Raw genomic sequence first — 21,432 nt, 5'->3', positions numbered from 1 at the left:
CCGCGCGTTCGCGCGGGACTTCTCTGATGTTTATAAGAGGAACTTGACGTGAATATTCTCGCGCTCATCCGCGAAGATCTGCAGAATGCGCGTGCGCATGACCCCGCCTCCCGCGGAGATCTCGAAAATGCTTTGGTGTACTCCGGTCTCCATGCCATCTGGGCGTACCGTGTTTTCCATGCCATGTGGCAGATTCAACCTCTTCGGCCGTTCGCCCGGCTGGGTTCCCAAATCGTCCGTTCCTTCACCGGTATCGAGATTCATCCCGGTGCCACTATTGGGCGTCGGTTCTTCATTGACCACGGCATGGGCGTCGTCATTGGTGAGACAGCCGAGGTAGGAGACGATGTCATGCTTTACCACGGTGTCACTCTCGGCGGGCGTTCCCTCGCCACCGGCAAGCGCCACCCCACTGTGGGAAATCGTGTCCAGGTGGGCTGCGGCGCCAAAGTACTTGGCCCGGTCGTCATCGGAGATGACTGTGCCATTGGTGCCAATGCGGTAGTCGTCCATGACGCCCCGCCGCACTCGATCCTTATTGGCATCCCCGCAGAGGTGCGCCAGCGTGGGGCAGACCAGACGGAGCTCTTGGTGGATCCCGCTGAATACATTGATCCGGCGATCTATATCTAAGGACCACGTTTTCCCACAACCATCCCACACATTAACTATGCCCCACCTGCCATTCTGCAAGTGGGGCGTAGTTATGGTGACTGTTGCGGTACCCGTAGGGCGGATACCGGACGGAGGAAAAGTAGCTCTCCCGCCAGGACTCGAACCTAGAATGACTGGACCAAAACCAGTAGTGTTGCCGATTACACCACGGGAGATCGTCTGCACAGTTGTGCGGCGAACATCAGAGGCAGGCCTCCGAAGCTTTCTTAGTGTAACCCATCGAGCAGGGCTAATAGGTAATCGCCATAGCCAGATGAGGTGTGTCGGGCTGCCGCGGACCGTAATTGGGCGTTATCAATCAGCCCTAGACGCCACGCCACCTCTTCGGGAGCACCGATCTTCTGCCCCTGGCGTTGCTCGACTGCGCGCACATAGTCGCCTGCACTCATCAGGTCATCAACAGTGCCCGTGTCCATCCAACAGGTACCGCGGGGAAGTACCTCGACGTGCAGTTTTCCTGCATCCAAATAGTGGCGGTTGACGTCAGTGATCTCGTATTCGCCGCGGGGGGACTTCTTTAGAGTCCGCGCTACCTCAATCACCGAATTGTCGTAGAAGTACAGACCGGGGATAGCGAAGGGCGAGCGAGGATGTGCAGGTTTCTCTTCAATCGACAAGGCGGTGCCGGTGGCATCAAAATCCACCACACCATAGGCTTGCGGCTCACGCACTTGGTACGCAAAGATCGCCCCACCATCAACGTCGGAGAAACGTCGCAGCTGGGTACCGAGCCGCGGGCCGTAGAAAATATTGTCGCCCAAAATCAGGGCAACTCGTTCCTCCCCAATGAAATCTGCACCCAACACAAAGGCTTGCGCGAGCCCCTCAGGAGCATCTTGTGACAAGTACTGGAGCCGCACACCCAGATGGCTACCGTCACCTAATAAACGCTCGAATTGCGGTCGATCTACGGGGGTGGTGATGATGAGGATGTCCTCTATACCCGCCAGCATGAGGGTGGAGAGCGGGTAGTAGATCATGGGCTTGTCATAGACGGGGAGCAACTGCTTGCTGACTGCCGTCGTCATTGGAAAAAGACGCGACCCCGTGCCGCCCGCCAAAATTATGCCACGCATACTTCTAGTTTACGCTAGAAGCGTGACCAACCCTTCTGTTCCGACCCTGCAAGGTACACATTGCGACATCCCCCCGGGCCAGGCTCCGCTTGCTCTGGCCCTCCCGAACCCTGCTATACAGGAGTTACTCGCGGATGCGTCAGGCACAACACACTCTCTTACCATCAACAGCAGCGATGCAGCTCGGCCGCTTCTACTCTCCGCACTTGCCACCCGCACCCCCCTCCTCGTGGTGACGGCCACCGGCCACGAAGGGGAGGAACTGACAGCGGAACTCGCCACTTATCTGGGCGATGACGTCGCGTTCTTCCCCAGTTGGGAGACCCTTCCGCATGAACGTCTTTCTCCCTCCATCGATACGGTGGGGCGGCGTCTGGAAGTGTTACATCGGCTCCACCTTGCGGCTCATCCTGATCCACATAGTCCGGTAGCGCCACTTCGTGTGGTGGTTGCTGCCACCCGCTCGCTGATCCAACCCATCCAAGCTTCGCTGGCCCAGACACCACCACTGATCCTGCACGTCGATCAAGAAATAGAGTTTTCTGAGGTGCCGACTCTGCTCGCTCAGCTCGCCTACGAGCGTGTGGATTTGGTGTCTCGCCGTGGTGACTTCGCGGTCCGAGGCGGAATCATTGACATTTTCCCCGCCACCGCTGAACACCCCGTGCGTATTGAATTCTGGGGAGATGAAATCTCCGATATTCGTACCTTCTCAGTGGCAGACCAGCGCACTATTCCGGACGCCGACCTTACCTGGGTCGCCATGTACCCCTGCTCGGAACTCCTCATGACAGCACAGGTGGAGTATCGGGCTGCCGAGCTCTACCAAGAGCTAGCCGGTCATGCGGCCATTGCTGACATGCTCGACAAACTCGCCCAAGGGGTGCCGGTAGCGGGGCGTGAGGCCTTTATCCCGGCGCTAGCGTCCGAAGAACTCTGCCTGCTGCCCAGCTTTCTCCCCACACGAGCCCTTACGGTGGTGTGTGACCAGGAGAAAATCCGGACGCGTACCGCAGACCTCACCCGCACCTGCGCGGAATTCCTTGCAGCCTCGTGGGAGAGTGCAGCCGAGGGCGGACAGGCCCCCATTGACCTTCTCCGCCTAGGACAAGGTGCCTACCGTACCCTCCGGGACGTCCAGCGGGAAACACTCGAGAAGGACGGCCGCTGGTGGGTCCTCAACCCGCCGGGCATGTTAAACGTCGAAGCGGATGCAGATACTCCCACCCGGGATATCCCGTGGTCAGCGGCACCAGCGCCGCGCGGCGACCTAGCAGCGGTTGAAGAACTAGTTGAGGGGCTGCAGCATCGTCTGGGGAAAGACGGCACGCCAGTGTTCGTTATTGGTCCCGCTACCACCTACCGGCGCCTACACCAGCAGTTCCGTGACCGCAACGTGGTGATGCACCAGCTTGCGCCGGGCGCATCTCCGCAAGCGGGGGCTCTCAACTTTCTGGCAGGACAGTGTCGAAACGGCATTGCACTTCCGGAACTCCTCATCCTGTCCGAACCTGATCTGACGGGCTCGCGAGTGGGAACAGTGAGCAACCGCCGCTCCCGCACGGCGAAGCGCCGGAACGCCGTTGACCCGTTGGCACTTAAGGCAGGTGACCTGGTGGTGCACGACCAGCATGGGATTGGCCGTTTTGTGGAGATGACGGAGCGGACTATTAAAACGGGGGAGGGCACGAGCCGGCGTGAATATCTGGTGATTGAATACGCCGCCTCTAAACGGGGTCAGAGTGGGGACCGCCTCTATGTCCCTATGGAACAGCTGGACCAGCTTAGCCGTTATGTGGGTGGGGAACAGCCGGCTCTCAGTAAGATGGGCGGCTCCGACTGGAAAAACACTAAACGTAAAGCACGGAAAGCGGTCCGGGAGATTGCCGGCGAGCTGGTGCAACTGTATGCGGCGCGGCAGGCAGCACCAGGCCATCCTTTCGCCCCGGACACGCCCTGGCAGCAGGAGATGGAAGACACTTTCCCCTATGTGGAGACGGAAGACCAGCTGCGTGCCATCGATGAGGTGAAGGAGGATATGGAAAAGCCTGTCCCCATGGACCGAGTAGTCGTGGGTGACGTGGGCTACGGCAAGACCGAAGTGGCAATGCGGGCGGCTTTCAAGGCTGTCCAAGATGGTAAGCAGGTGGTGGTATTGGTGCCAACGACGTTGTTGGCGCAACAGCATCTGGAGACGTTTAGTGAGCGCATGGCAGGGTTCCCCGTTACCGTGAAGGGGCTCTCCCGCTTTACCTCCCACGCAGAGTCTCGGGAGATCCTCGCCGGGCTCCGTGACGGTACCGTCGACATCGTGATTGGCACTCACCGGCTGCTGCAGGCGGGCGTGCAGTGGAAGAACCTGGGGCTCGTTATCGTCGATGAGGAACAGCGCTTTGGGGTGGAGCACAAGGAGCATATCAAGGCTCTGCGGACGCACGTGGATGTGTTGACGCTCTCCGCCACGCCTATTCCGCGCACCTTGGAGATGAGCTTGGCGGGTATCCGGGAGATGTCCACGATCCTCACCCCACCGGAAGACCGGCAGCCTATTCTCACCTATGTGGGAGCCTATGATCCCAAACAGGTTGCCGCGGCTATTCGCCGTGAGCTGTTGCGCGATGGACAGGTATTTTTCGTCCATAACAAGGTGTCCGACATTGATGCGGTCGCGACACAATTGGGTGAGCTGGTGCCAGAAGCGCGTATTGCGGTGGCGCACGGGCAGATGTCCGAGCAGCTGTTGGAGCAAACAGTTGACGGCTTCTGGAACCACGAATGGGATGTGCTTGTCTGTACCACCATTGTGGAGACGGGCCTGGATATCTCTAATGCCAATACTTTGATCGTGGACCACGCGGATCGTTTGGGGCTTTCCCAGATGCACCAGTTGCGTGGTCGGGTGGGGCGCTCCCGCGAACGTGGCTACGCCTATTTCCTTTATCCGGCGGGTAAGCCGCTCACTACTGTCGCGTATGACCGGCTCAAGACCATTGCTCAGAATAATGAACTAGGTGCTGGCATGGCGGTGGCGATGAAGGACCTGGAGTTGCGTGGTGCCGGCAATGTGCTGGGAGCGGAACAATCTGGTCATATCGCTGGCGTGGGCTTCGATCTCTATGTACGTCTGGTGGGGGAAGCAGTGGAGGCCTTCCGGGCAGCTGCCGATGGAAAGCCGCTGGAGCAGCCCGTGACGCGCGAGGTGCGAGTGGAGCTGCCGGTGGATGCACATATCCCGGCTAGTTACATCGAGGGGGAGCGGCTCCGTCTGGAGGCGTATCGCAAGATCGCACAGGCCGGGGATCGTAGCCGTTTGGCGGCGGTGACGGCGGAGTTGGAGGATCGCTATGGCGAGATTCCGGAAGTGACGCGCCGGCTGTTCTCGGTGGCATTGCTTCGCCAGCTGGCACAGCAGCATGGCATCGCGGATATTGGGCTTACTGGGACAACACTTCGTATCTCTCCCTTCCCATTGCCCGACTCCCAGCAGGTGCGGTTGCGACGGCTCTATCCGCAGGCTCGTTATCGGGCGGCAGTGCAGCAGATTGCAGTGCCGTTACCGCAGGTGGGTGGAAAGAATTTGGCGGCGGAGAGAATTCGGGACGATGACCTTCTACAGTGGGTAGCAGATCTTATTACCGGTGTGAAGGGGCTTCCGCGGATTTCCCTCGATGCTCCGCGCCCAGAGGACTCTCCTCAGGGCACTTTGGCGCAGGAGCCCGCTTCTCTGCCTACTTCTTCCGCTACCCCGCGTCGAAAGGGGCGTTCCCGTGGCTGAGATTGTTACTGTTTGGCAGCTCGATAGTCGTTTTCCCACGTTGTTGACGGCAGAGTTGGTTCCTGCCCTGCAATCATCCCGTGGGTGTGTGGTGACGTCCGAGATCGCGGAGCATTATCCGACTCTGCAGTCGTGGGGGGAGCTGAAGCGGACTGATGAGGAGTGGACTCCCGAGACGGCGCCGCATGTTCCAGCCGATACCCGCTACATTCTTACTTCTCTGGGGCGGGCGGACTGGGATGCCGCTTACCCGCAGTGTGATGGTGACGTCGACGAGTGGGTTTGGCGACGGATTGAGCTGCCGGCCGGGATGAGCATGGTGGAAGCGGCTCAGGTGATGACGGAGGTGCGCCAGCAGGGGCCCTGGGAGAGTGAGCAGACGCACGAGAGTTTGGTGCCATATCTGCTGGAAGAGACCTATGAGCTGGTGGATGCCATTCGTGATGCATCTGCGGGGACTACTGAGATTGTTTCGGAGTTAGGTGACGTGTTCTTGGAGGTACTTTTCCACGCTGCAGTGGGGGAGAGCTCATCGGGGGAGGCACACTTTACCTACGATGATGTGGCGGATTCGTTGCTGAACAAGCTGAAAAGGAGGATGCCGTACGCTTTTAATGGCGGGCGGTTTCCTGCTACGGCGGCTGAGCAAGATGAGTTCTGGCAGGCGTCGAAGCGTCGCGAAAATCGTTCTCCGTTGGACGGTATTGTCCGCTCGCAGCCGGCTCTCTCCCTTGCCGCACAGGTGGTACACCGAGCGCGTCGCGCCGGGGTGGCAGACTCTGATATCCCGCCCATTCTTCGCAGAGTTGCGGATGCTGCCGAAGACGGTAAGGGGTCGGCGGAGGAGAAACTGAGAAAGGTTTCGCTCGACTTCCTTAGTCGGGTGCGCGGCAAGTAGGCACGTTTGTTTTTATTGGTTACCCTGTAGGCACTGTGTCTCGTCAACTGCCGTCATCCCGCCGTTGGCTGGTGTCGCGGATGTCCGTTTGATTTCCTACTCTTTGCAAAGGCTCGTTGCGTGAAAATTGTGCGTCGGCTTGTTGTGGCCTTGCTCGTTCTCATGTGTGCGGTGGGAGTGGGCTTTGCGGCCTGGGTGTTCCAGGATTGGGATACCACGAAGTACATGGATGAGCAGGTGCCGGGAGAGTTCGCGCCAGCACCAGGAGTGGCGACGAATGCCCCTGGGCAGACATCGGACCAGCTCATGGAGTGGTCGCAGCGGTGGGCGCCGCAGTTGGGTTTTTCGGCACGTGCTTTACGGGCTTATGGAAATGCTGAGCAGACGTTGAAGCAGACAATGCCGGCATGCCATTTGCGGTGGACGACGCTGGCGGGCATCGCTTTTATTGAGAGTCAGCATGGGACGTATGGGGGTGCGGAGGTTTTTGCTGACGGTACGACCTCACAGAAGATTCGTGGGGTGCAGTTGGATGGGACGAATAATACGCAGCGCATCCAGGATACTGATCGGGGTGTGCTGGATGGGAATAGTCATTATGACGTGGCGATGGGGCCGTTCCAGTTCATTCCGGAGACATGGCGACATTTTGGGGTGGACGCGAATGGCGACGGGCGGGTGAGCCCGGACAATATCGATGATGCAGCGGTGGCCGCGGGGCGCTATTTGTGCTTTAACGGAAGGGATTTGTTGGTTCCGCGGGAGTGGCAGCGGGCTATTCTGAGCTATAACCGGGCGATGACGTATGTGAAGGCGGTATACCGGTCCGCCTATGCCTATGGGGAGGGGCGGCAGCCGCGTTGGGATTATCTGGCGGCGCAGTTTTAGCTGTGGGGGCGTGTCGGTGCTGACGTAGGTGCGGCAGCAGCCCAAACATAGAGTGATATAGATTACACAAGGGGCAGGTTTTCCCTCATCATTCATTTTCCGGGTAGCGTAATATTCGCCTGTTCATGAAAGAATGGGCAATGATGCCCGCACAACGCAGAAGAACATTCACAGAAGTCCAGCGGGCTGACCAAGACATAACCCAAAGGAGGGCCTCCGTAATGGCGGCTATTGTTGAAGTAATTGCTCGCGAGATTCTCGACTCCCGTGGTAACCCCACCGTTGAAGCTGAAGTCGTTCTTGAAGACGGCGCCTTCGGCCGCGCCGGTGTTCCTTCCGGTGCCTCCACCGGTGAGCACGAAGCTGTGGAGCTGCGTGACGGTGGCGAACGCTACAACGGCGCCGGTGTCCAGAAGGCTTGCGACGCTGTGAACTCTGAGCTGGCTCCGGCTGTCCTCTCCCTGGATGCCTCTGACCAGCGTGCCGTTGACGCTGCTATGATCGAGCTTGATGGCACCCCCAACAAGGGTCGCGTTGGTGCCAACGCCATCCTCGGTGTGTCCTTGGCTGTTGCCAAGGCTGCTGCCCAGTCTGCTGACCTGGAACTCTTCCAGTACATTGGTGGCCCCACCGCTAACCTGCTGCCCGTCCCGATGATGAACATCCTCAACGGTGGCGCCCACGCCGATACTGGCGTTGACGTCCAGGAATTCATGATCGCCCCGATCGGCGCTGCCACCTTCAAGGAATCCCTCCAGTGGGGTGCCGAGGTGTACCACGCCCTCAAGGCCACCATTAAGGCCCAGGGCCTGTCCACCGGTCTCGGCGATGAGGGTGGCTTCGCCCCCGACTGCGCTTCCACCAAGGCTGCTCTTGACCTCATCGTCTCCGCGATCGAGAAGGCCGGATTCACCGTGGGCAAGGACATCGCCCTCGCCATGGACGTTGCCTCCTCCGAGTTCTGCGAAGATGATGGCTACCACTTCGAGGGTGGCGTACACACCGCCGCCGAGATGACCAAGGTCTACGCTGACCTCATCGCCAACTACCCGATCGTCTCCATCGAGGATCCGCTGGATGAGAACGACTGGGATAACTGGGCCGAGCTCACCGCTGAACTCGGTGACAAGGTGCAGTTCGTGGGTGACGACCTCTTCGTCACCAACCCGGCTCGCCTGGCCCAGGGCATCGAGAAGAACGTTGCCAACGCCCTCCTCGTGAAGGTGAACCAGATTGGCTCCCTCACCGAGACCATCGACGCTGTGCAGATGGCCCACCACGCCAAGTACGCCTCCATGATGTCCCACCGCTCCGGTGAGACTGAGGACACCACCATCGCTGACCTCGCCGTCGCACTGTCCTGCGGCCAGATCAAGAGCGGTGCTCCGGCTCGCTCCGAGCGCGTTGCTAAGTACAACCAGCTCCTCCGTATCGAAGAGCGCCTGGGCGCCTCCGCCAAGTACGCTGGCGCTGCTGCCTTCCCCCGCTTCCAGGCCTAATCTCCCGGTAGTGATACGCTTCGCAAGGAGCTAGCGAAGCGCGGAAGACAAGACAAGAGACGCGGGCATCACCTAAGCGTAGGTGATGCCCGCGTACTATATAGGGAGACGCTCAACCGAAGGGAGGACCCGTGGTGCGTGAATCCCATACCAGCCCCACTGGTGGCTCTCGCCGTCCCCGCCCAGTGACCGGCAGCAATGCCCGGTACGATGCCTATCTTCAGAAATGGCGCAATTCTCGTCTGAACCCAGCACGCAGCATCGTCGTCATCGTTGTGGCGATCGTGCTAGCGATTTCCCTGGCGACACCGTTGCGCACCTACTACCAACAACGCACGGAAAAAGAGGCGCTACAAGCGGAGAACGCGCAGCTCGTCAAAGAGATCAAACGCAAAGAAGAACAGCTTGCGGTACAAAACGATCCAAAAATGATTGAGGAGCAAGCGCGTCAACGGCTTCTCCTTATTCCCCGTGGAGAAACCGGCTTCCGAGTCATTCTGCCGGGTAAAAAGCAGGATGACAATGTCCAACAACACGTCGACAATGTGCCGAGTCTCAGCCTCAACGGTGGTGGACCTTGGTACCGTGACCTGTGGCGCAGCATATCCGTCCCCGACCCCAACCAAAAGACCACACAGTAAGGCAGACCGTGACGAACCTTCCCCAACCGCCGAGTGAGGCGGAGCTGCAGCGCGTAGCTGAACAGTTAGGCCGCGCTCCGCGCGGCGTCGTCGCCATTTCTTATCACACCCCGGACGGAGAACCGGGTGTGGTGATGACCGCTCCTCGCCTGCCCGACGGGACTCCATTCCCCACCCTCTACTACCTCACGGAACCTCGCCTGGTAGCGGAAGCGTCGCGTATGGAAGCGACTCACGTCATGAAAGAAATGACGGAACGGTTGCAGGTTAGCCCAGAATTGCAAGCGAATTATCAGGCAGCGCATCTGCATTACTTGCAGAAGCGCAATAGCATGGAAGACCTAGGCACAGATTTTTCCGGTGGTGGCATGCCAGACCGAGTGAAGTGCCTGCACGTATTGATGGCATATGCGCTCTCTGAAGGACCTGGCGTGGTGCGTCTCGGCGATGAAGCTGTGGCCCGTGCCGCGGATGACGGTGGCCTACGGGGGATAGCCATTCCGGCGTCCTGGCCGACCCTCGCCGAGCTGGGTGTGGCGCCTGCAGAAAGGAACTCATGATGTCTGTGGTAGCTGCTGTAGACTGCGGTACCAACGCTATTCGTCTCCTCATCGTGAAGCGTGACGAGGAGAACACTATTCATGAAATAACCAGGCGGATGGAAATTGTACGACTGGGTGAAGGCGTCGACGACACCGGAAACTTCACCCCGGCGGCAATCGAGCGGACACAGCACGTATTGTCCGAGTACGTCGATACCATGGTTGAGCATGGAGTGAAGCGTGTTCGGATGGTCGCCACTTCAGCAACTCGTGACGCCGGCAACCAAGAGGACTTCTTCGCCATGGCACGGCAGGAATTGGGCCGTGCTGTCCCCGGTGCACAAGCCGAGGTTATTACTGGCCAGGAAGAGGCTCGCCTGTCCTTCGGGGGATCGGTGGCAGATCTCCTTGGTGCCGATGCTCCCTTCCTTGTTATTGATCTCGGTGGTGGCTCCACGGAATTTGCTCTCGGCGAGCAGAATGCCGCCGACGGTGCGGTATCCCGCGTGAATGGTGCCATCTCTCTCAATATTGGATGTGTGCGCCTTACCGAACGCTATCTGCATACTCAGCCGCCTACGACGGAGGAAATCGTGGCAGCACGCAGCTATGTACGGGAACAACTCGACATTGCGTTCCATAATCTGGCGATTGACACGGTTCGTACCTGGGTGGGCCTTGCCGGTACCTTTACCACTATTGCTGCATTGGCCTTGGGCCTGGAGGACTACGACGCAGTGAAGATTCACCAATCGCGTATTTCTCTTGACCAGCTTCAGCAGGTGACCGATGACCTCATCGCTATGGCTCCTGGGCAGAGGATGGAACTCGGCCCGATGCACCCTGGTCGTGCCGATGTCATCGGTGGTGGTGCTATTGTGGTGCAGGAACTGGCATCACGCCTACACGACGAGTGTGGGGTGACCGAGGTTGTGGTGAGCGAACACGACATCCTGGACGGTCTTGTGCACGATCTGCTGCACCGTAACGCCTAGTTGCGGGGGAGTGAACCATGAGTGGTTGCTCCCTCTCGCCCCCATAGCCCAATAGGCAGAGGCAGCCGGCTTAAAACCGGCCCAGTGTGGGTTCGAGTCCCACTGGGGGCACTCATTTTTCTGCTCAAAAAGCGCGTTTGATCTGCTTCTTTAATCTTGTGGGAACTATTTTGAGAGCCTCGCACGTTATAGTAAATAACGAGTACATGGACGCCTAGAAAGGACTCCAGACGATGGCTTTCCGCAGTAGCAATCCAGTACTGGGTGCGCTCAACCGCCAAGGTAATACTGCTGGAGGTTACCAGCAGCACTACGGCCAACAACAGTACGAACAGCAGCAGGGACAGAATCCCTACGCACAATTCGGACAGGCTCAGGCAGGTTTTGCCCAGGGCGCTAGCTACTTTGGCCAACAGCAAGTCCAGCAGGAATTCCAGCAGTATGCGCAGGCGCCCGGCCAGATGCCATTGCAGACTACTGTGCGTGCCATCACCATCGACGATGTCGTCACGAAGACTGGCATCACCTTGGGTGTCATTATTGTGTCCGCGATTATTAGCTTTATCGTGGCCCTGCGTAGTCCTGTCGCTGGAATGGGGCTCCTCCTCGTCGGCGCAATTGCGTCCCTCATTATCGTGCTCATCGCAACCTTCGGCAAGAAGATGCAGTCGGCCCCGATCACCATCTCCTATGCCGTTTTCGAAGGCCTGTGGGTGGGTGCATTTTCCCAGATCGTGGCAGGCGTTGATGTCGCCGGTTCACCCGCTATGGGCATCATCTTCGGTGCGTTAGCAGGTACCATTGGTGTCTTCGTCGGCATGTTGGTGGTCTACCGTACAGGCGCTATCCGGGTAACTCCCAAATTCACCCGCATCCTCATTGGCTGCATCTTTGGCATTCTTGCAGTGGTCGTCGTCAATCTTCTGGCCAGCCTGATTGCAGGTCGCCCCGACTTTTTTGGCCTCTATAGCGGTGGCCCGATCGCTATCGTCTTCTCCCTCGTCTGCATTGTGCTAGCAGCACTGTCCTTCCTGAGTGACTTCGACTCGGTGGATCATGCTGTTCGTGCCGGTGTACCCGCCGGCTACGCTTGGGGTCTGGCACTTGGCCTGGCCGTGACGCTGGTGTGGCTTTACACCGAGATTCTGCGCCTTCTGTCCTATTTCCGCGATTAGAACTGCGGAGAAGCACACTGCGGGGCTGGAACACCGACGGTAGAAACCGGCCACACGACTATCTCTAGCACTGTTTAGGCACTCGTCCACATACTATGAGACGTGGGGGCGGCACTCACCCGAGTGCCGCCCCCATCGTTGTGTGCTGTGAGAGTAGTGGAGACTACGGCACTGTGCAGTGCTGTGTGCAGCGTTGTGTGGTGCAGCCGGCATTGTGCAGCGTTGTGTCACATGCCTGTTAGTGTGTGAGATTCGTTGTGCTGCGCACCTGTCCTTGCGCACATCCTACGGTCCTGTGTCTTCGTTACATCCGTGAGCCGTGCTCAACCCAGCGCTGCAGTGCGTCCTGGATGGCCTGTGCATAGAGGCGGCCACCTTCTTGACCGGGGTGAATACCGTCTGCCCGCACCACAGTTGGGTTCTTTGTGACAGCCTGGAACCAGCGTGCCAGATAAATATTGTCGTACTTTTTCACCGCAGCATAGATCTGCTCGCGAGATTTTTCCATCCACGGTCGATCCCCATAGGGACTGACGAGAATGATGACGTGGTTCGGGCCAATTTCCTGAATAACATCGTCGATTTCACCAGGAGCCGCGTTACCGTTGGTTCCCAACCCCAGCACGACAAAGTGGTCGAGTGTGCCATCGCGTTTCATTTGTGCAATATGGTCAGGAGCCCAGGCCCAGGCGCGGGACACATCAGCATTCACGTAGATCCCCGGGAAGGCCTGTTGCAGGCCCGGCAGACTTGCCAGCATGACCGAGTCGCCCAGCGCAGTAATGTCATCACCGGTGGGCGTTGTGCGCTTCTCTTTCTCTAACTGCGGCTCCCACAGTCGAGCCAGGCCCGGTCGCAATTCAGTACCCGCAGCACGCATAGCCTCCAGATCTCGTTGAATCTCCGACTCTTTCGGTGCCGTTATCCCGGACACCACAGCCATCGCCGCAATGCCCACAATGGTTAGAAAGGCAGTGAGATGCTGGGGAATCTTTCGGCTAGCCTTGCGAGGGTGGCGCATGGGGTAGAAGAACGTGCGGAAGGTAGCGCCCACCCCGTGGCGACGGAACGGGGTTTCGATGTAGCGGTACCAGAAGGCCGAAAGAGGCACAGTGATTGCGAGTGCGATGAACCCGGCGATTAGGGAATGCTTTTGCCCGTGTGCCCGGAAGGGCTCCGAAATAATGACGATCAGCGGCCAATGCCAGAGGTACAGACTGAACGACCGCTCTCCCAGCCATCGCAGGATGCGACTGTTGAAGAGCCAACTGACCGGACCGATCTCCTGGACAATGACATACAGGACAATGCCACTAAGCACAGAGGCCAGCGCGATACCTCCGCGGTAGGTCCAGGTACCAGTATCGGGGAGCACAACAAAGAGAGCACAGAGCCCGATGAGCGCTACGACCGAGTTAAAGCCCACCACTTTGGGGAAACGCGCAAAGGTCTGATACTTCGGCCAAGAATCTGCCAACAGTGAGGCATTCCGTGACGACATCCAGAAGGCCATGAATGCGCCCACAAGAAGCCCAAAGGCATGCGTATCCGTACCGTAATACACCCGGGTGGGGTCGACCCCAGGCTGGTAGAGCACACCCATGAGCACAGCTGAGGTGATACCGAGGAAACTCGTCACCACCAACCAATGCTTCCGACGCAAGCCCAAGGCACACAGCACCACAAACAGTAGCGGCCAAATGACATAGAACTGCTCTTCTACGGACAGCGACCAATAGTGAGAAAACACCTGCGGAACGGTGTCCGCGAAATAGCTGTGCGATTGCGCGATCTGCACCCAGTTATTGGAGAAGGTGAGGATGCTCAGCATCTGCCAGCCCATACCCACCTGGGAGTCTCCAGCAATGACTAGGGTGATAGCGGCTACTGTCGCCATGACGGTGAAGGCAGCCGGCAAAATACGGCGGATTCGTCGCGTCCAGAAGTACTTCAGGGAGATGCGTCCCGTGCTGGCGCGTTCACGAATAAGCAGCGACGTAATGAGGAAACCAGACAGGACGAAGAATACATCCACGCCCAGAAAACCGCCGTGAAAAGCGGGTTTAAAGAAGTGGTAGAGGACCACAGCTATCACAGCAAGACCACGCAGCCCGTCGATACCGGGTACGCGGCGCAGTCGCGCTGACTGTGGTCGGTTTGCCATGAGGTCAATAGTAACGCGATAGCGGGGAAAGCCGTCATATGGCCTTCCCCGCTATCGCGGATTATTGAGTATTCTTCAGTCTCATTACGAGACTCTTCTGTGGTGTAGAAAGCTCGAACTAGTCCTCGTGGTAGGGCTCGGCAGAGACCAGAGTGACCTCTGCAGTCTTCCCATTGGGCAGGTCGTAGCTGCGAGTCTCGCCAACTTTGGCGCCCAGCAGTGCTTTGCCGAGGGGAGACTCGGGGGAGTAGGTCTCCAGGTTGGGATCTCGACCGCCTTCTTCGCGGGTAGCGATCAGGAAGGTCTCATCGTCGTCCTCATCCCCGTCGTAGTACACCTTGACGACGGAGCCGAGGCTAGCTACGCCTGATTCGGCCGGGGCTTCGCCAATGGTGACATTAGCGAGGAGTTCTTGGAGCTGACGAATACGCGCCTCTTCTTGGCCCTGTTGTTCGCGAGCAGCATGGTAGCCCCCGTTTTCCTTCAGGTCGCCTTCTTCGCGCCGTTCATTGATCTCGGTAGCAAGAACGGGGCGATTCTCAATCAAACTATCGAGCTCACTCTTCAGGCGGTCGTAGGCCTTCTGCGTCAGCCAGGTTTCTTGGGGTTCCGTCATAATCGGTCCTCCATCTCCAAAAAATACGCAAGCACGGCCCTAACAGAGGCCGCGCATCGGTCTGAGTCTACCACGCAAGCAGCAGTTTTTCTCTGGTAGATGCAAAATAGGCAATTCTTCCGCTTACGATTTAGTGTGGACTTATTAACAGTGAAGGAGGACTCAATGGCAAAGTATCGGCTTCTCGCCGTACATGCACACCCTGACGATGAAGCGTCTAAAGGGGCAGCTACCCTCGCTCGTTATGCCGATGAAGGACATGACGTGATGGTCGCTACCCTCACCGGTGGCGAACGAGGAGACGTGCTCAATCCGACCATTAAAGATCCTGCAATTTTCGAGAATCTTCACGAAGTGCGTATCGCAGAGATGGCGACCTCCGCCGCCGTACTAGGTGTCCAGCACCGCTGGATGGGATTTGTGGACTCGGGTCTCCCTCAGGGAGATCCCCTGCCCGAGCTCCCCGAAGGCTCCTTCGCGACTCTTGACCCCTACAAGGCAGCTGAACCGCTGGTGCGACTCATTCGCGAATTCCGGCCCCACGTCATCATTACCTATGACGAAAACGGCGGATACCCGCATCCCGATCACATCCAGACTCACCTGGTGTCCATGATTGCCTGGCGGGAGGCGGCAAACCCAGCGGCATTTCCCCAATCCGGGACGGCCTGGGCCCCCTTTAAGATCTACTACGATCGCAACCTCACGAGAGAACGCTTCATCGCCATCAATGATGAATATGAACGCCGTGGCCTCCCCAGCCCGTACGCAGCATTGCTCGAAGGCTGGGGCAAGGATAAGGGTAAAGGGTTCGACCGGGTGACCACTCGAGTGGCGTGCGGACACTATTTTGGGCACCGCGAAAAAGCTCTCCAAGCGCACGCCACCCAGATTGATCCCGCCAGCGTGTTTTTCTTTGCTCCGCTCGATATTCAACGGGCAGCCTGGCCGTGGGAGCATTTTGAATTGGCAGGTACTCGTGTCTCCGTCACCCTCCCAGAAGAAGGCCTTTTTGGCCAACTCCCCGACAACCCCGACGTCGACGCGAGTGTCGTGGCAGAACCATGAGAAGCGGGTGCTCTTTCTCACTAACCGAACTCAGAGTTTCCGCTCCGCAGAGGGGGACGGCAGGCCGGAAGTTGGTTAACCTGGAGAGGTGAGAACCAAAGCCTTTCGGCGTTGGTTACGGCACCCTCTTGCCAACACGGCACGGGCGGTGTTGTACCCCCTGTACGAGCAGCGTTTGCTCTGCACGATCGCGCCTTTGCCGAAACCCGCCCACATCGCGGTGATGTGTGACGGCAATCGCCGCTGGGCACGGGAAGCTGGATTTACCGATGTGGCCAGCGGGCACCGAGCGGGTGCTCTCAAAATCGTGGAGATGCTGGAATGGTGCAGCGAGATTGATGGTATCTACTGCGTCACCCTCTACCTGCTCTCTGCAGAGAATCTGGGGAGAGCCGCTGACGAACTCAACGAGCTCCTCGCTATTATTCGCGATGTTGTCGAGGAGATTGCTGCACCGGGCCACGACTGGCGCATCCACCTGATGGGCCATATCGACCTACTCCCCGACTCCATCGCGGCGGCGCTGTGCGGAGCTGAGGCGAATACCGCACACCGCACAGGTATCACCGTCAACGTGGCAGTCGGCTATGGCGGACGGCAAGAAATTTGTGATGCGGTGCAGGAGCTCCTTACCGATGAGATCGCCCGCGGTGTACCGGCCGGCGAGTTGGTCGAATCGGTGACGGTGGACGCTATCGGTCAGCACCTCTACACTTCGGGCCAACCGGATCCCGATCTTGTTATCCGTACCTCGGGGGAGCAGCGACTCTCGGGCTTTCTGCTCTGGCAGACGGCCTACTCGGAAATCTGGTTCACCGATGCCTATTGGCCGGAGTTTCGACGCGTCGACTTTTTGCGTGCATTGCGAGACTTCGCGTCCCGTCACCGCCGCTACGGCAAATAACACTGGCGTAACGAGGCGAGCACTGGTGTTACCGCACTACCGACCATACAACTTTGGTGTGGGCGCAGCCGTCATCTGCGGGGTAGCACCGAACGCTTACCTGGACGTCCGCAGGGTCAGATTTTTCGCAGCATGACCTGCTGGATCTTGTGGTTGACGTCCTTACGCAGGATAAGGTCGGCACGTAGTTTGGTCGGAAGAATATTCTCTTCGAGATTCTTCTGATTTGTGCTTTGCCAAACCCCGTGTGCGAAAGCATAGAGCTCCGCATCCGACATGCGGATAAACTGGTTGTAATAGCTCGTAGGATCTTGGAAGGCGGTGTCCCGCAGCATGAAAATGCGGTTGAGGAACCACTTTTCAATGTCTTCCGTGTCTGCATCCACATAAATCGAAAAATCGAAGAAATCGGACACCATCATGGACGGGCCAGTTTGGAGAACGTTCAGCCCTTCAATGATGAGGATGTCCGGTTGGCGCACTTCCTGCATTTCTCCCGGAATGATGTCATAAATTCCGTGGTCGTACACCGGTGCGCAGGCGACTTCTTCGCCGTTCTTCACAGCGGAGAGGAAATCCAACAGGGCACGGCGATCGTAGGATTCTGGGAAGCCTTTGCGCTCCATAATGCCGCGTTCTTCCAATACCGCAGTGGGGTAGAGGAACCCGTCCGTCGTCACCAGGTCCACACGGGGGTGTGTTTCCCAGCGAGACAGGAGGATCTGTAGCACACGGGCGGTTGTGGACTTTCCTACCGCGACTGAGCCGGCAATTGCGATAACAAAAGGAGACTCCTTTTGCTCGTAGATGCCGCCAAAGAACTCCTGCGAGGTGTTGTACAGGAGGCTCTTATTTCGCATCTGGAAGTAGAGCAAACGCGAGAGCGGGAGATAGATCTTGGCGATCTCCTCAAGGTCCACTTGGTCGCCTAAGCCGCGGATGGACTCGAGCTCATCTTCAGTGAGAACCATCGGCCAGGACTTGCGAAGTTTGTGCCAGTCTTCTCGGGGGAAGCAATGGAAGGGACTGGGTACCTGATCTTGAAGCATCGTTATTAACTATAGACCGGTGAACGCACTAAACTAGGGAACTGAGATGTGCAAAGAATGAGACTGCACCTGAACCACCTTTTTGGAGTGTGAACCACCGAATGAGTGACCAGAATCTTGAGGGCAAGGACCTGCGCTACCTCTCTCTGGGTGAGCTGGACCCAGAGCTGTTGGAGGCTGTGGAAGGCGAACTATCCCGCCAGCGTGACACCTTGGAAATGATCGCCTCAGAGAACTTCGTCCCGCGTGCCGTACTGCAACTGCAGGGTTCCGTTCTCACCAACAAGTACGCTGAAGGCTACCCCGGTCGCCGCTACTACGGTGGTTGCGAAAACGTCGATATCATCGAGGATCTGGCCCGGGAACGTGCCAAGTCTCTCTTTGGCGCCGAATTCGCCAATGTGCAGCCCCACTCCGGTGCTCAAGCTAACGCCGCTGTGCTCTCTACCCTTATGCAGCCGGGCGAGCGGCTTCTCGGCCTCAACCTTGCGCACGGTGGTCACCTCACCCACGGTATGAAGCTCAACTTCTCCGGCAAGCTCTATGAGGTGCACGCCTATGGTGTCGAAGAGGACACCATGACGATCGACATGGACAAGGTGCGGGAGAAAGCACTTGAGTGCCAGCCGCAGGTTATTGTGGCTGGCTGGTCTGCTTACCCGCGTCATGAGGACTTTGCCGCCTTCCGCTCCATCGCTGACGAGGTTGGCGCCAAGCTGTGGGTTGATATGGCACACTTCGCCGGTCTGGTCGCAGCCGGGCTGCACCCGTCCCCGGTTCCGCACGCCGATGTAGTCTCAACCACTGTGCATAAGACCCTGGCGGGTCCCCGCTCCGGTATGATTCTTGCCAAGCAAGAGTACGCCAAGCGGATCAACTCCAACGTGTTCCCCGGTCAGCAAGGTGGCCCGCTGATGCACGCCGTCGCTGCCAAGGCCGCTGCCCTCAAGATCGCTGCGTCGGCGCAGTTTAAGGAACGCCAGGAGCGCACCCTCCGCGGCGCTAAGATCCTCGCTGAGCGTCTGCTCTCCGACGATGTTCAGAAGAATGGCGTTACCGTACTGACCGGCGGGACCGATGTCCACTTGGTGCTGGTGGATCTGCGGAATTCCGACATGGACGGACAGGTCGCTGAAGACCTGCTGCACGAGGCAGGTATTACCGTTAACCGTAATGCCGTGCCGTTCGATCCCCGTCCGCCGATGGTCACCTCCGGTCTGCGTATCGGCACCCCTGCTCTGGCGACTCGCGGTTTCGACGATGCCGAATTCGAAGAGGTGGCTGACATCATTGGTACTGCTCTGGCACAGGGTAAGGATGCCGATGTGGAGGCTCTGCGTGCCCGTGTCGCCAAGCTGTGCGAACAGGTTCCGCTGTACGACGGCCTGGAAGATTGGAAGATGCTTGACTGATGTGGAACTGACCGGCGCTGGGGAGACCGCTACAGAGGCTCTCCCCACCGTCGTCACCACGCTGACAGAAGCGCCGGCGGAAGCTGAGGTTTCCCCGGCGCTTCTGCGCATTGGTTGTGTTATGGGGGTACAGCCGGACAAATGGCAACGTCGCTGGCAGGAAAATCGACCCGACGTGCCGACGTCCTGGGAGTTCGTAGATTCTGCCGTGCAATGGGAAGGATTACGGACAGGACGCTGGTCCATTGTACTCGTGCGGACAAACGTAGATCGCAGTACGGATGGCGCCGAAGATGCGGAGGTGCCGTTACCCCTGGAACTCCTCTCGTACGGGGCAGCAGATCTACGTTTCCCAGCTGACCTGGTGGAGCGTACCCATGTGGTGGAGCTCTACCCAGAACGCTGGGCTGTGTTGGGGAGAAAGAAACACGACATTGGGCTGGTCTCCGAGGTTACTCTTGCCGACCTAGCAGACTTGCCGGATAAGCGTATCGGCAGAGGCGAGCTGGTTATTCCCGTGGGGGAGCCACAATTGGCCTTAACCTATGCGGCGTCGGGCACGGGCATTGCGATTCTCCCGGAAACGCTCGCCAAGGTAGCGGGCCACTTTGAGGGCACCATACGCCCGTTGGTAATGGATGCAGCAACCAGGGTGTGTGCCGTGTGGCTCAAAGATCGTCCAGCTGACTGCCCAGAAGAGCTCATCCAGGAGTTTATCGGTATGTTGCGGGGGCGCCGGGCGCAGTCCTCACGTACCGGTGGGACTTCTGCTGATGCGGCAGCGGCTGCTCGTAAACAAGTACGCAGGGAGAAGATCAAGTCCAATCGTGTACATAGCCAGGAGCAGCGTCGTCAACGCATTGCGGCCCGCCATGCCGCCAAACGAGCTGCACAAAAACGGGGGAAGCGCCGTTAAAGATACGTCCCCCGCTTCTGCGAGTAGTGGTGATGGGGCTTTAGAGGGAACCGATCTGGGGGAGACCGCGTGCATACTCGTTAGAGAGTGCCTGTAGCTTCTCCAGACGATGGAAGCCTTCAATAAATCGGATAGTTCCTGAGGTGCCACGCATCACGAGAGAGCGAGTGTAGGCGCCATGGGAACGGAAGGATACGCCGCCCACCATGTCGCCGTTGGTGACACCGGTGGTGCAGAAGAAACAATCGTCCGTGGAGCAGAGGTCGTTGGTGTGCAGAACCTTGTCGGTGTCGTATTGTCCGGACTCGGCTCGGGCGATTTCTTCGTCGGTCTTGGGCCAAAGGCGGCCTTGAATGGCGCCTCCCATGCAGCGCATGGCCGCAGCGGTGATGATGCCTTCGGGGGTGCCACCAATACCCATCATCAAATCGACGGAGTTTCCGTGCTTGGCGGCGGCGACAGCGCCGGCCACGTCACCGTCGGCGATGAGGCGTACCTTGGCGCCGGCTTCCCGAATGGCGGCTTGGAGGTCGTCGTGGCGGGGGCGATCGAGGACGACGACGGTGATGTCGCGGACACTCTTGTTCTTTGCTTTGGCGACGTTCTTAATGTTCTCCTCGACAGACGCGTCGACGTCAATAGCATCGGCTGCTTCCGGGCCGGTAGAGATTTTCTTCATATAGTAGAAGGCGCTGGGGTCGTACATGCTTCCTGCTGCGGCAATTGCCATAACGGAAATGGCATTGGGGCGGCCTTCTGCGCAGAGGCGGGTGCCATCGACTGGATCGACGGCAACATCGACTTCGGGTCCCCACCCATTACCGACTTTTTCGCCGTTGGCCAGCATCGGGGCTTCGTCCTTCTCCCCTTCGCCGATGATGACAGTACCGCGGAGATTAACGGTGTTAAGGGTGTCCCGCATGGCGCGAACGGCAGCTCCGTCAACTCCGATCTTGTCGCCGCGGCCGGCCCAGAGGCCGCCGGCGAGGGCGGCAGATTCGGTGACGCGGACGAGTTCCATTCCGAGATTCCGGTCGAGGGAATTTGCATCGAACATGGATGGGGAGGTCATGAGACTCTCTTTCTTCGTGTGAAGGCTCGTTCGTGGAATCAACGACTGTGGAGATCTCCAGGGAGCG

Annotated in this window: 18 protein-coding genes and 2 tRNA genes; 14 read left to right on the top strand and 6 right to left on the bottom strand. The window is 58.5% G+C overall.

The genetic code is table 11. The annotated features are described in order from the left end of the window. Positions 1–48: 48 nt before the first annotated feature. A complete protein-coding gene (gene epsC, locus IY73_RS02015; protein WP_053961591.1) occupies positions 49–633 on the top strand; it encodes a serine O-acetyltransferase EpsC in 585 nt (194 codons plus the stop codon). A gap of 125 nt (positions 634–758) precedes the next feature. Here the strand turns inward: epsC and IY73_RS02010 are convergent. Both IY73_RS02010 and rfbA read right to left on the bottom strand, forming a co-directional pair. Continuing rightward, positions 759–830, bottom strand: a tRNA-Gln gene (locus tag IY73_RS02010). A 51-nt stretch (positions 831–881) separates the two neighbouring features. Further along, positions 882–1,751, bottom strand: a complete 870-nt coding sequence (gene rfbA / locus IY73_RS02005) for a glucose-1-phosphate thymidylyltransferase RfbA (protein WP_053961590.1) — start codon at positions 1,749–1,751, stop codon at positions 882–884. A 67-nt stretch (positions 1,752–1,818) separates the two neighbouring features. Between rfbA and mfd the strand changes: the two genes are divergently transcribed. The 9 genes from mfd to IY73_RS01960 all read left to right on the top strand — a co-directional run bounded on the left by mfd (position 1,819) and on the right by IY73_RS01960 (position 12,164). Continuing rightward, a complete protein-coding gene (gene mfd / locus IY73_RS02000; protein WP_390175778.1) occupies positions 1,819–5,526 on the top strand; it encodes a transcription-repair coupling factor in 3,708 nt (1,235 codons plus the stop codon). Further along, entirely contained in the window at positions 5,519–6,424 is a 906-nt protein-coding gene (locus IY73_RS01995) for a MazG nucleotide pyrophosphohydrolase domain-containing protein (RefSeq protein ID WP_053961589.1), read from the top strand. The genes mfd and IY73_RS01995 overlap by 8 nt, the downstream gene beginning before the upstream one ends. A 120-nt stretch (positions 6,425–6,544) precedes the next feature. Next, positions 6,545–7,312: a lytic transglycosylase domain-containing protein gene (locus IY73_RS01990; protein WP_053961588.1), complete on the top strand. Its 768-nt coding sequence runs from the start codon at positions 6,545–6,547 to the stop codon at positions 7,310–7,312. Positions 7,313–7,533: 221 nt separating this feature from the next. Next, the gene (gene eno / locus IY73_RS01985) at positions 7,534–8,811 is read left to right on the top strand and encodes a phosphopyruvate hydratase (RefSeq protein ID WP_053978746.1); all 1,278 of its coding nucleotides are present in this window, start codon (positions 7,534–7,536) and stop codon (positions 8,809–8,811) included. Positions 8,812–8,942: 131 nt separating this feature from the next. Further along, positions 8,943–9,452 carry an FtsB family cell division protein gene (locus IY73_RS01980; protein ID WP_053978745.1) on the top strand — a complete coding sequence of 170 codons (510 nt, stop codon included), beginning with the start codon at positions 8,943–8,945 and terminating at the stop codon, positions 9,450–9,452. A gap of 8 nt (positions 9,453–9,460) precedes the next feature. After that, positions 9,461–10,012, top strand: a complete 552-nt coding sequence (locus IY73_RS01975) for a DUF501 domain-containing protein (protein WP_053961585.1) — start codon at positions 9,461–9,463, stop codon at positions 10,010–10,012. Further along, complete coding sequence (locus IY73_RS01970) at positions 10,012–10,989, top strand: Ppx/GppA phosphatase family protein (RefSeq protein WP_053961584.1); 978 nt, start codon at positions 10,012–10,014, stop codon at positions 10,987–10,989. Before IY73_RS01975 ends, IY73_RS01970 begins: the two co-directional genes overlap by 1 nt. A gap of 37 nt (positions 10,990–11,026) precedes the next feature. Beyond that, a tRNA-Leu gene (locus IY73_RS01965) sits at positions 11,027–11,100 on the top strand. A gap of 122 nt (positions 11,101–11,222) precedes the next feature. Next, positions 11,223–12,164, top strand: a complete 942-nt coding sequence (locus tag IY73_RS01960; RefSeq protein ID WP_053961583.1) for a Bax inhibitor-1/YccA family protein — start codon at positions 11,223–11,225, stop codon at positions 12,162–12,164. A gap of 304 nt (positions 12,165–12,468) precedes the next feature. Here the strand turns inward: IY73_RS01960 and IY73_RS01955 are convergent, their stop codons facing one another. After that, on the bottom strand, positions 12,469–14,328 hold the full coding sequence (locus tag IY73_RS01955) for an acyltransferase family protein (RefSeq protein WP_053978744.1): 1,860 nt from the start codon (positions 14,326–14,328) through the stop codon (positions 12,469–12,471). A 118-nt stretch (positions 14,329–14,446) separates the two neighbouring features. Then, positions 14,447–14,944, bottom strand: a complete 498-nt coding sequence (gene greA, locus IY73_RS01950; protein WP_053961581.1) for a transcription elongation factor GreA — start codon at positions 14,942–14,944, stop codon at positions 14,447–14,449. Positions 14,945–15,109: 165 nt separating this feature from the next. Here greA and mca point away from each other — a divergent pair, with 165 nt between their 5' ends. Together mca and IY73_RS01940 are read left to right on the top strand one after the other, a co-directional pair. Then, entirely contained in the window at positions 15,110–16,012 is a 903-nt protein-coding gene (gene mca / locus IY73_RS01945; RefSeq protein ID WP_053961580.1) for a mycothiol conjugate amidase Mca, read from the top strand. 88 nt (positions 16,013–16,100) lie between these two features. After that, entirely contained in the window at positions 16,101–16,916 is an 816-nt protein-coding gene (locus tag IY73_RS01940) for an isoprenyl transferase (protein WP_053961579.1), read from the top strand. 116 nt (positions 16,917–17,032) lie between these two features. Here the strand turns inward: IY73_RS01940 and coaA are convergent, their stop codons facing one another. Next, on the bottom strand, positions 17,033–17,965 hold the full coding sequence (gene coaA, locus IY73_RS01935) for a type I pantothenate kinase (RefSeq protein WP_053961578.1): 933 nt from the start codon (positions 17,963–17,965) through the stop codon (positions 17,033–17,035). 101 nt (positions 17,966–18,066) lie between these two features. Between coaA and glyA the strand changes: the two genes are divergently transcribed. Both glyA and IY73_RS01925 read left to right on the top strand, forming a co-directional pair. After that, positions 18,067–19,377, top strand: a complete 1,311-nt coding sequence (gene glyA / locus IY73_RS01930; RefSeq protein ID WP_053961577.1) for a serine hydroxymethyltransferase — start codon at positions 18,067–18,069, stop codon at positions 19,375–19,377. Next, the gene (locus IY73_RS01925; protein ID WP_148417474.1) at positions 19,370–20,293 is read left to right on the top strand and encodes a LysR family transcriptional regulator substrate-binding protein; all 924 of its coding nucleotides are present in this window, start codon (positions 19,370–19,372) and stop codon (positions 20,291–20,293) included. The genes glyA and IY73_RS01925 overlap by 8 nt, the downstream gene beginning before the upstream one ends. A gap of 40 nt (positions 20,294–20,333) precedes the next feature. Here IY73_RS01925 and glpX read toward each other — a convergent pair whose 3' ends face one another. After that, positions 20,334–21,365 (bottom strand): class II fructose-bisphosphatase, encoded by a 1,032-nt coding sequence (glpX, locus tag IY73_RS01920; RefSeq protein ID WP_237025130.1) that lies wholly within the window; start codon positions 21,363–21,365, stop codon positions 20,334–20,336. Positions 21,366–21,432: the final 67 nt, after the last annotated feature.

Origin of the sequence: Lawsonella clevelandensis, from assembly GCF_001293125.1 — a bacterium.
Taxonomy (GTDB): domain Bacteria; phylum Actinomycetota; class Actinomycetes; order Mycobacteriales; family Mycobacteriaceae; genus Lawsonella; species Lawsonella clevelandensis.
Note: the sequence above shows the minus strand (reverse complement) of the source record. Positions and strands in the feature narration are given on the sequence as shown.

What these genes read in the sequence shown, in the direction of transcription:
- greA (WP_053961581.1), bottom strand. Translation starts at nt 14,944, where the DNA reads ATGACGGAACCCCAAGAAACCTGGCTGACGCAGAAGGCCTACGACCGC.
- IY73_RS01955 (WP_053978744.1), bottom strand. Translation starts at nt 14,328, where the DNA reads ATGGCAAACCGACCACAGTCAGCGCGACTGCGCCGCGTACCCGGTATC.
- mca (WP_053961580.1), top strand. Translation starts at nt 15,110, where the DNA reads ATGGCAAAGTATCGGCTTCTCGCCGTACATGCACACCCTGACGATGAA.
- rfbA (WP_053961590.1), bottom strand. Translation starts at nt 1,751, where the DNA reads ATGCGTGGCATAATTTTGGCGGGCGGCACGGGGTCGCGTCTTTTTCCA.
- glpX (WP_237025130.1), bottom strand. Translation starts at nt 21,365, where the DNA reads ATGACCTCCCCATCCATGTTCGATGCAAATTCCCTCGACCGGAATCTC.
- IY73_RS01960 (WP_053961583.1), top strand. Translation starts at nt 11,223, where the DNA reads ATGGCTTTCCGCAGTAGCAATCCAGTACTGGGTGCGCTCAACCGCCAA.
- coaA (WP_053961578.1), bottom strand. Translation starts at nt 17,965, where the DNA reads ATGCTTCAAGATCAGGTACCCAGTCCCTTCCATTGCTTCCCCCGAGAA.
- IY73_RS01970 (WP_053961584.1), top strand. Translation starts at nt 10,012, where the DNA reads ATGTCTGTGGTAGCTGCTGTAGACTGCGGTACCAACGCTATTCGTCTC.
- glyA (WP_053961577.1), top strand. Translation starts at nt 18,067, where the DNA reads ATGAGTGACCAGAATCTTGAGGGCAAGGACCTGCGCTACCTCTCTCTG.
- eno (WP_053978746.1), top strand. Translation starts at nt 7,534, where the DNA reads ATGGCGGCTATTGTTGAAGTAATTGCTCGCGAGATTCTCGACTCCCGT.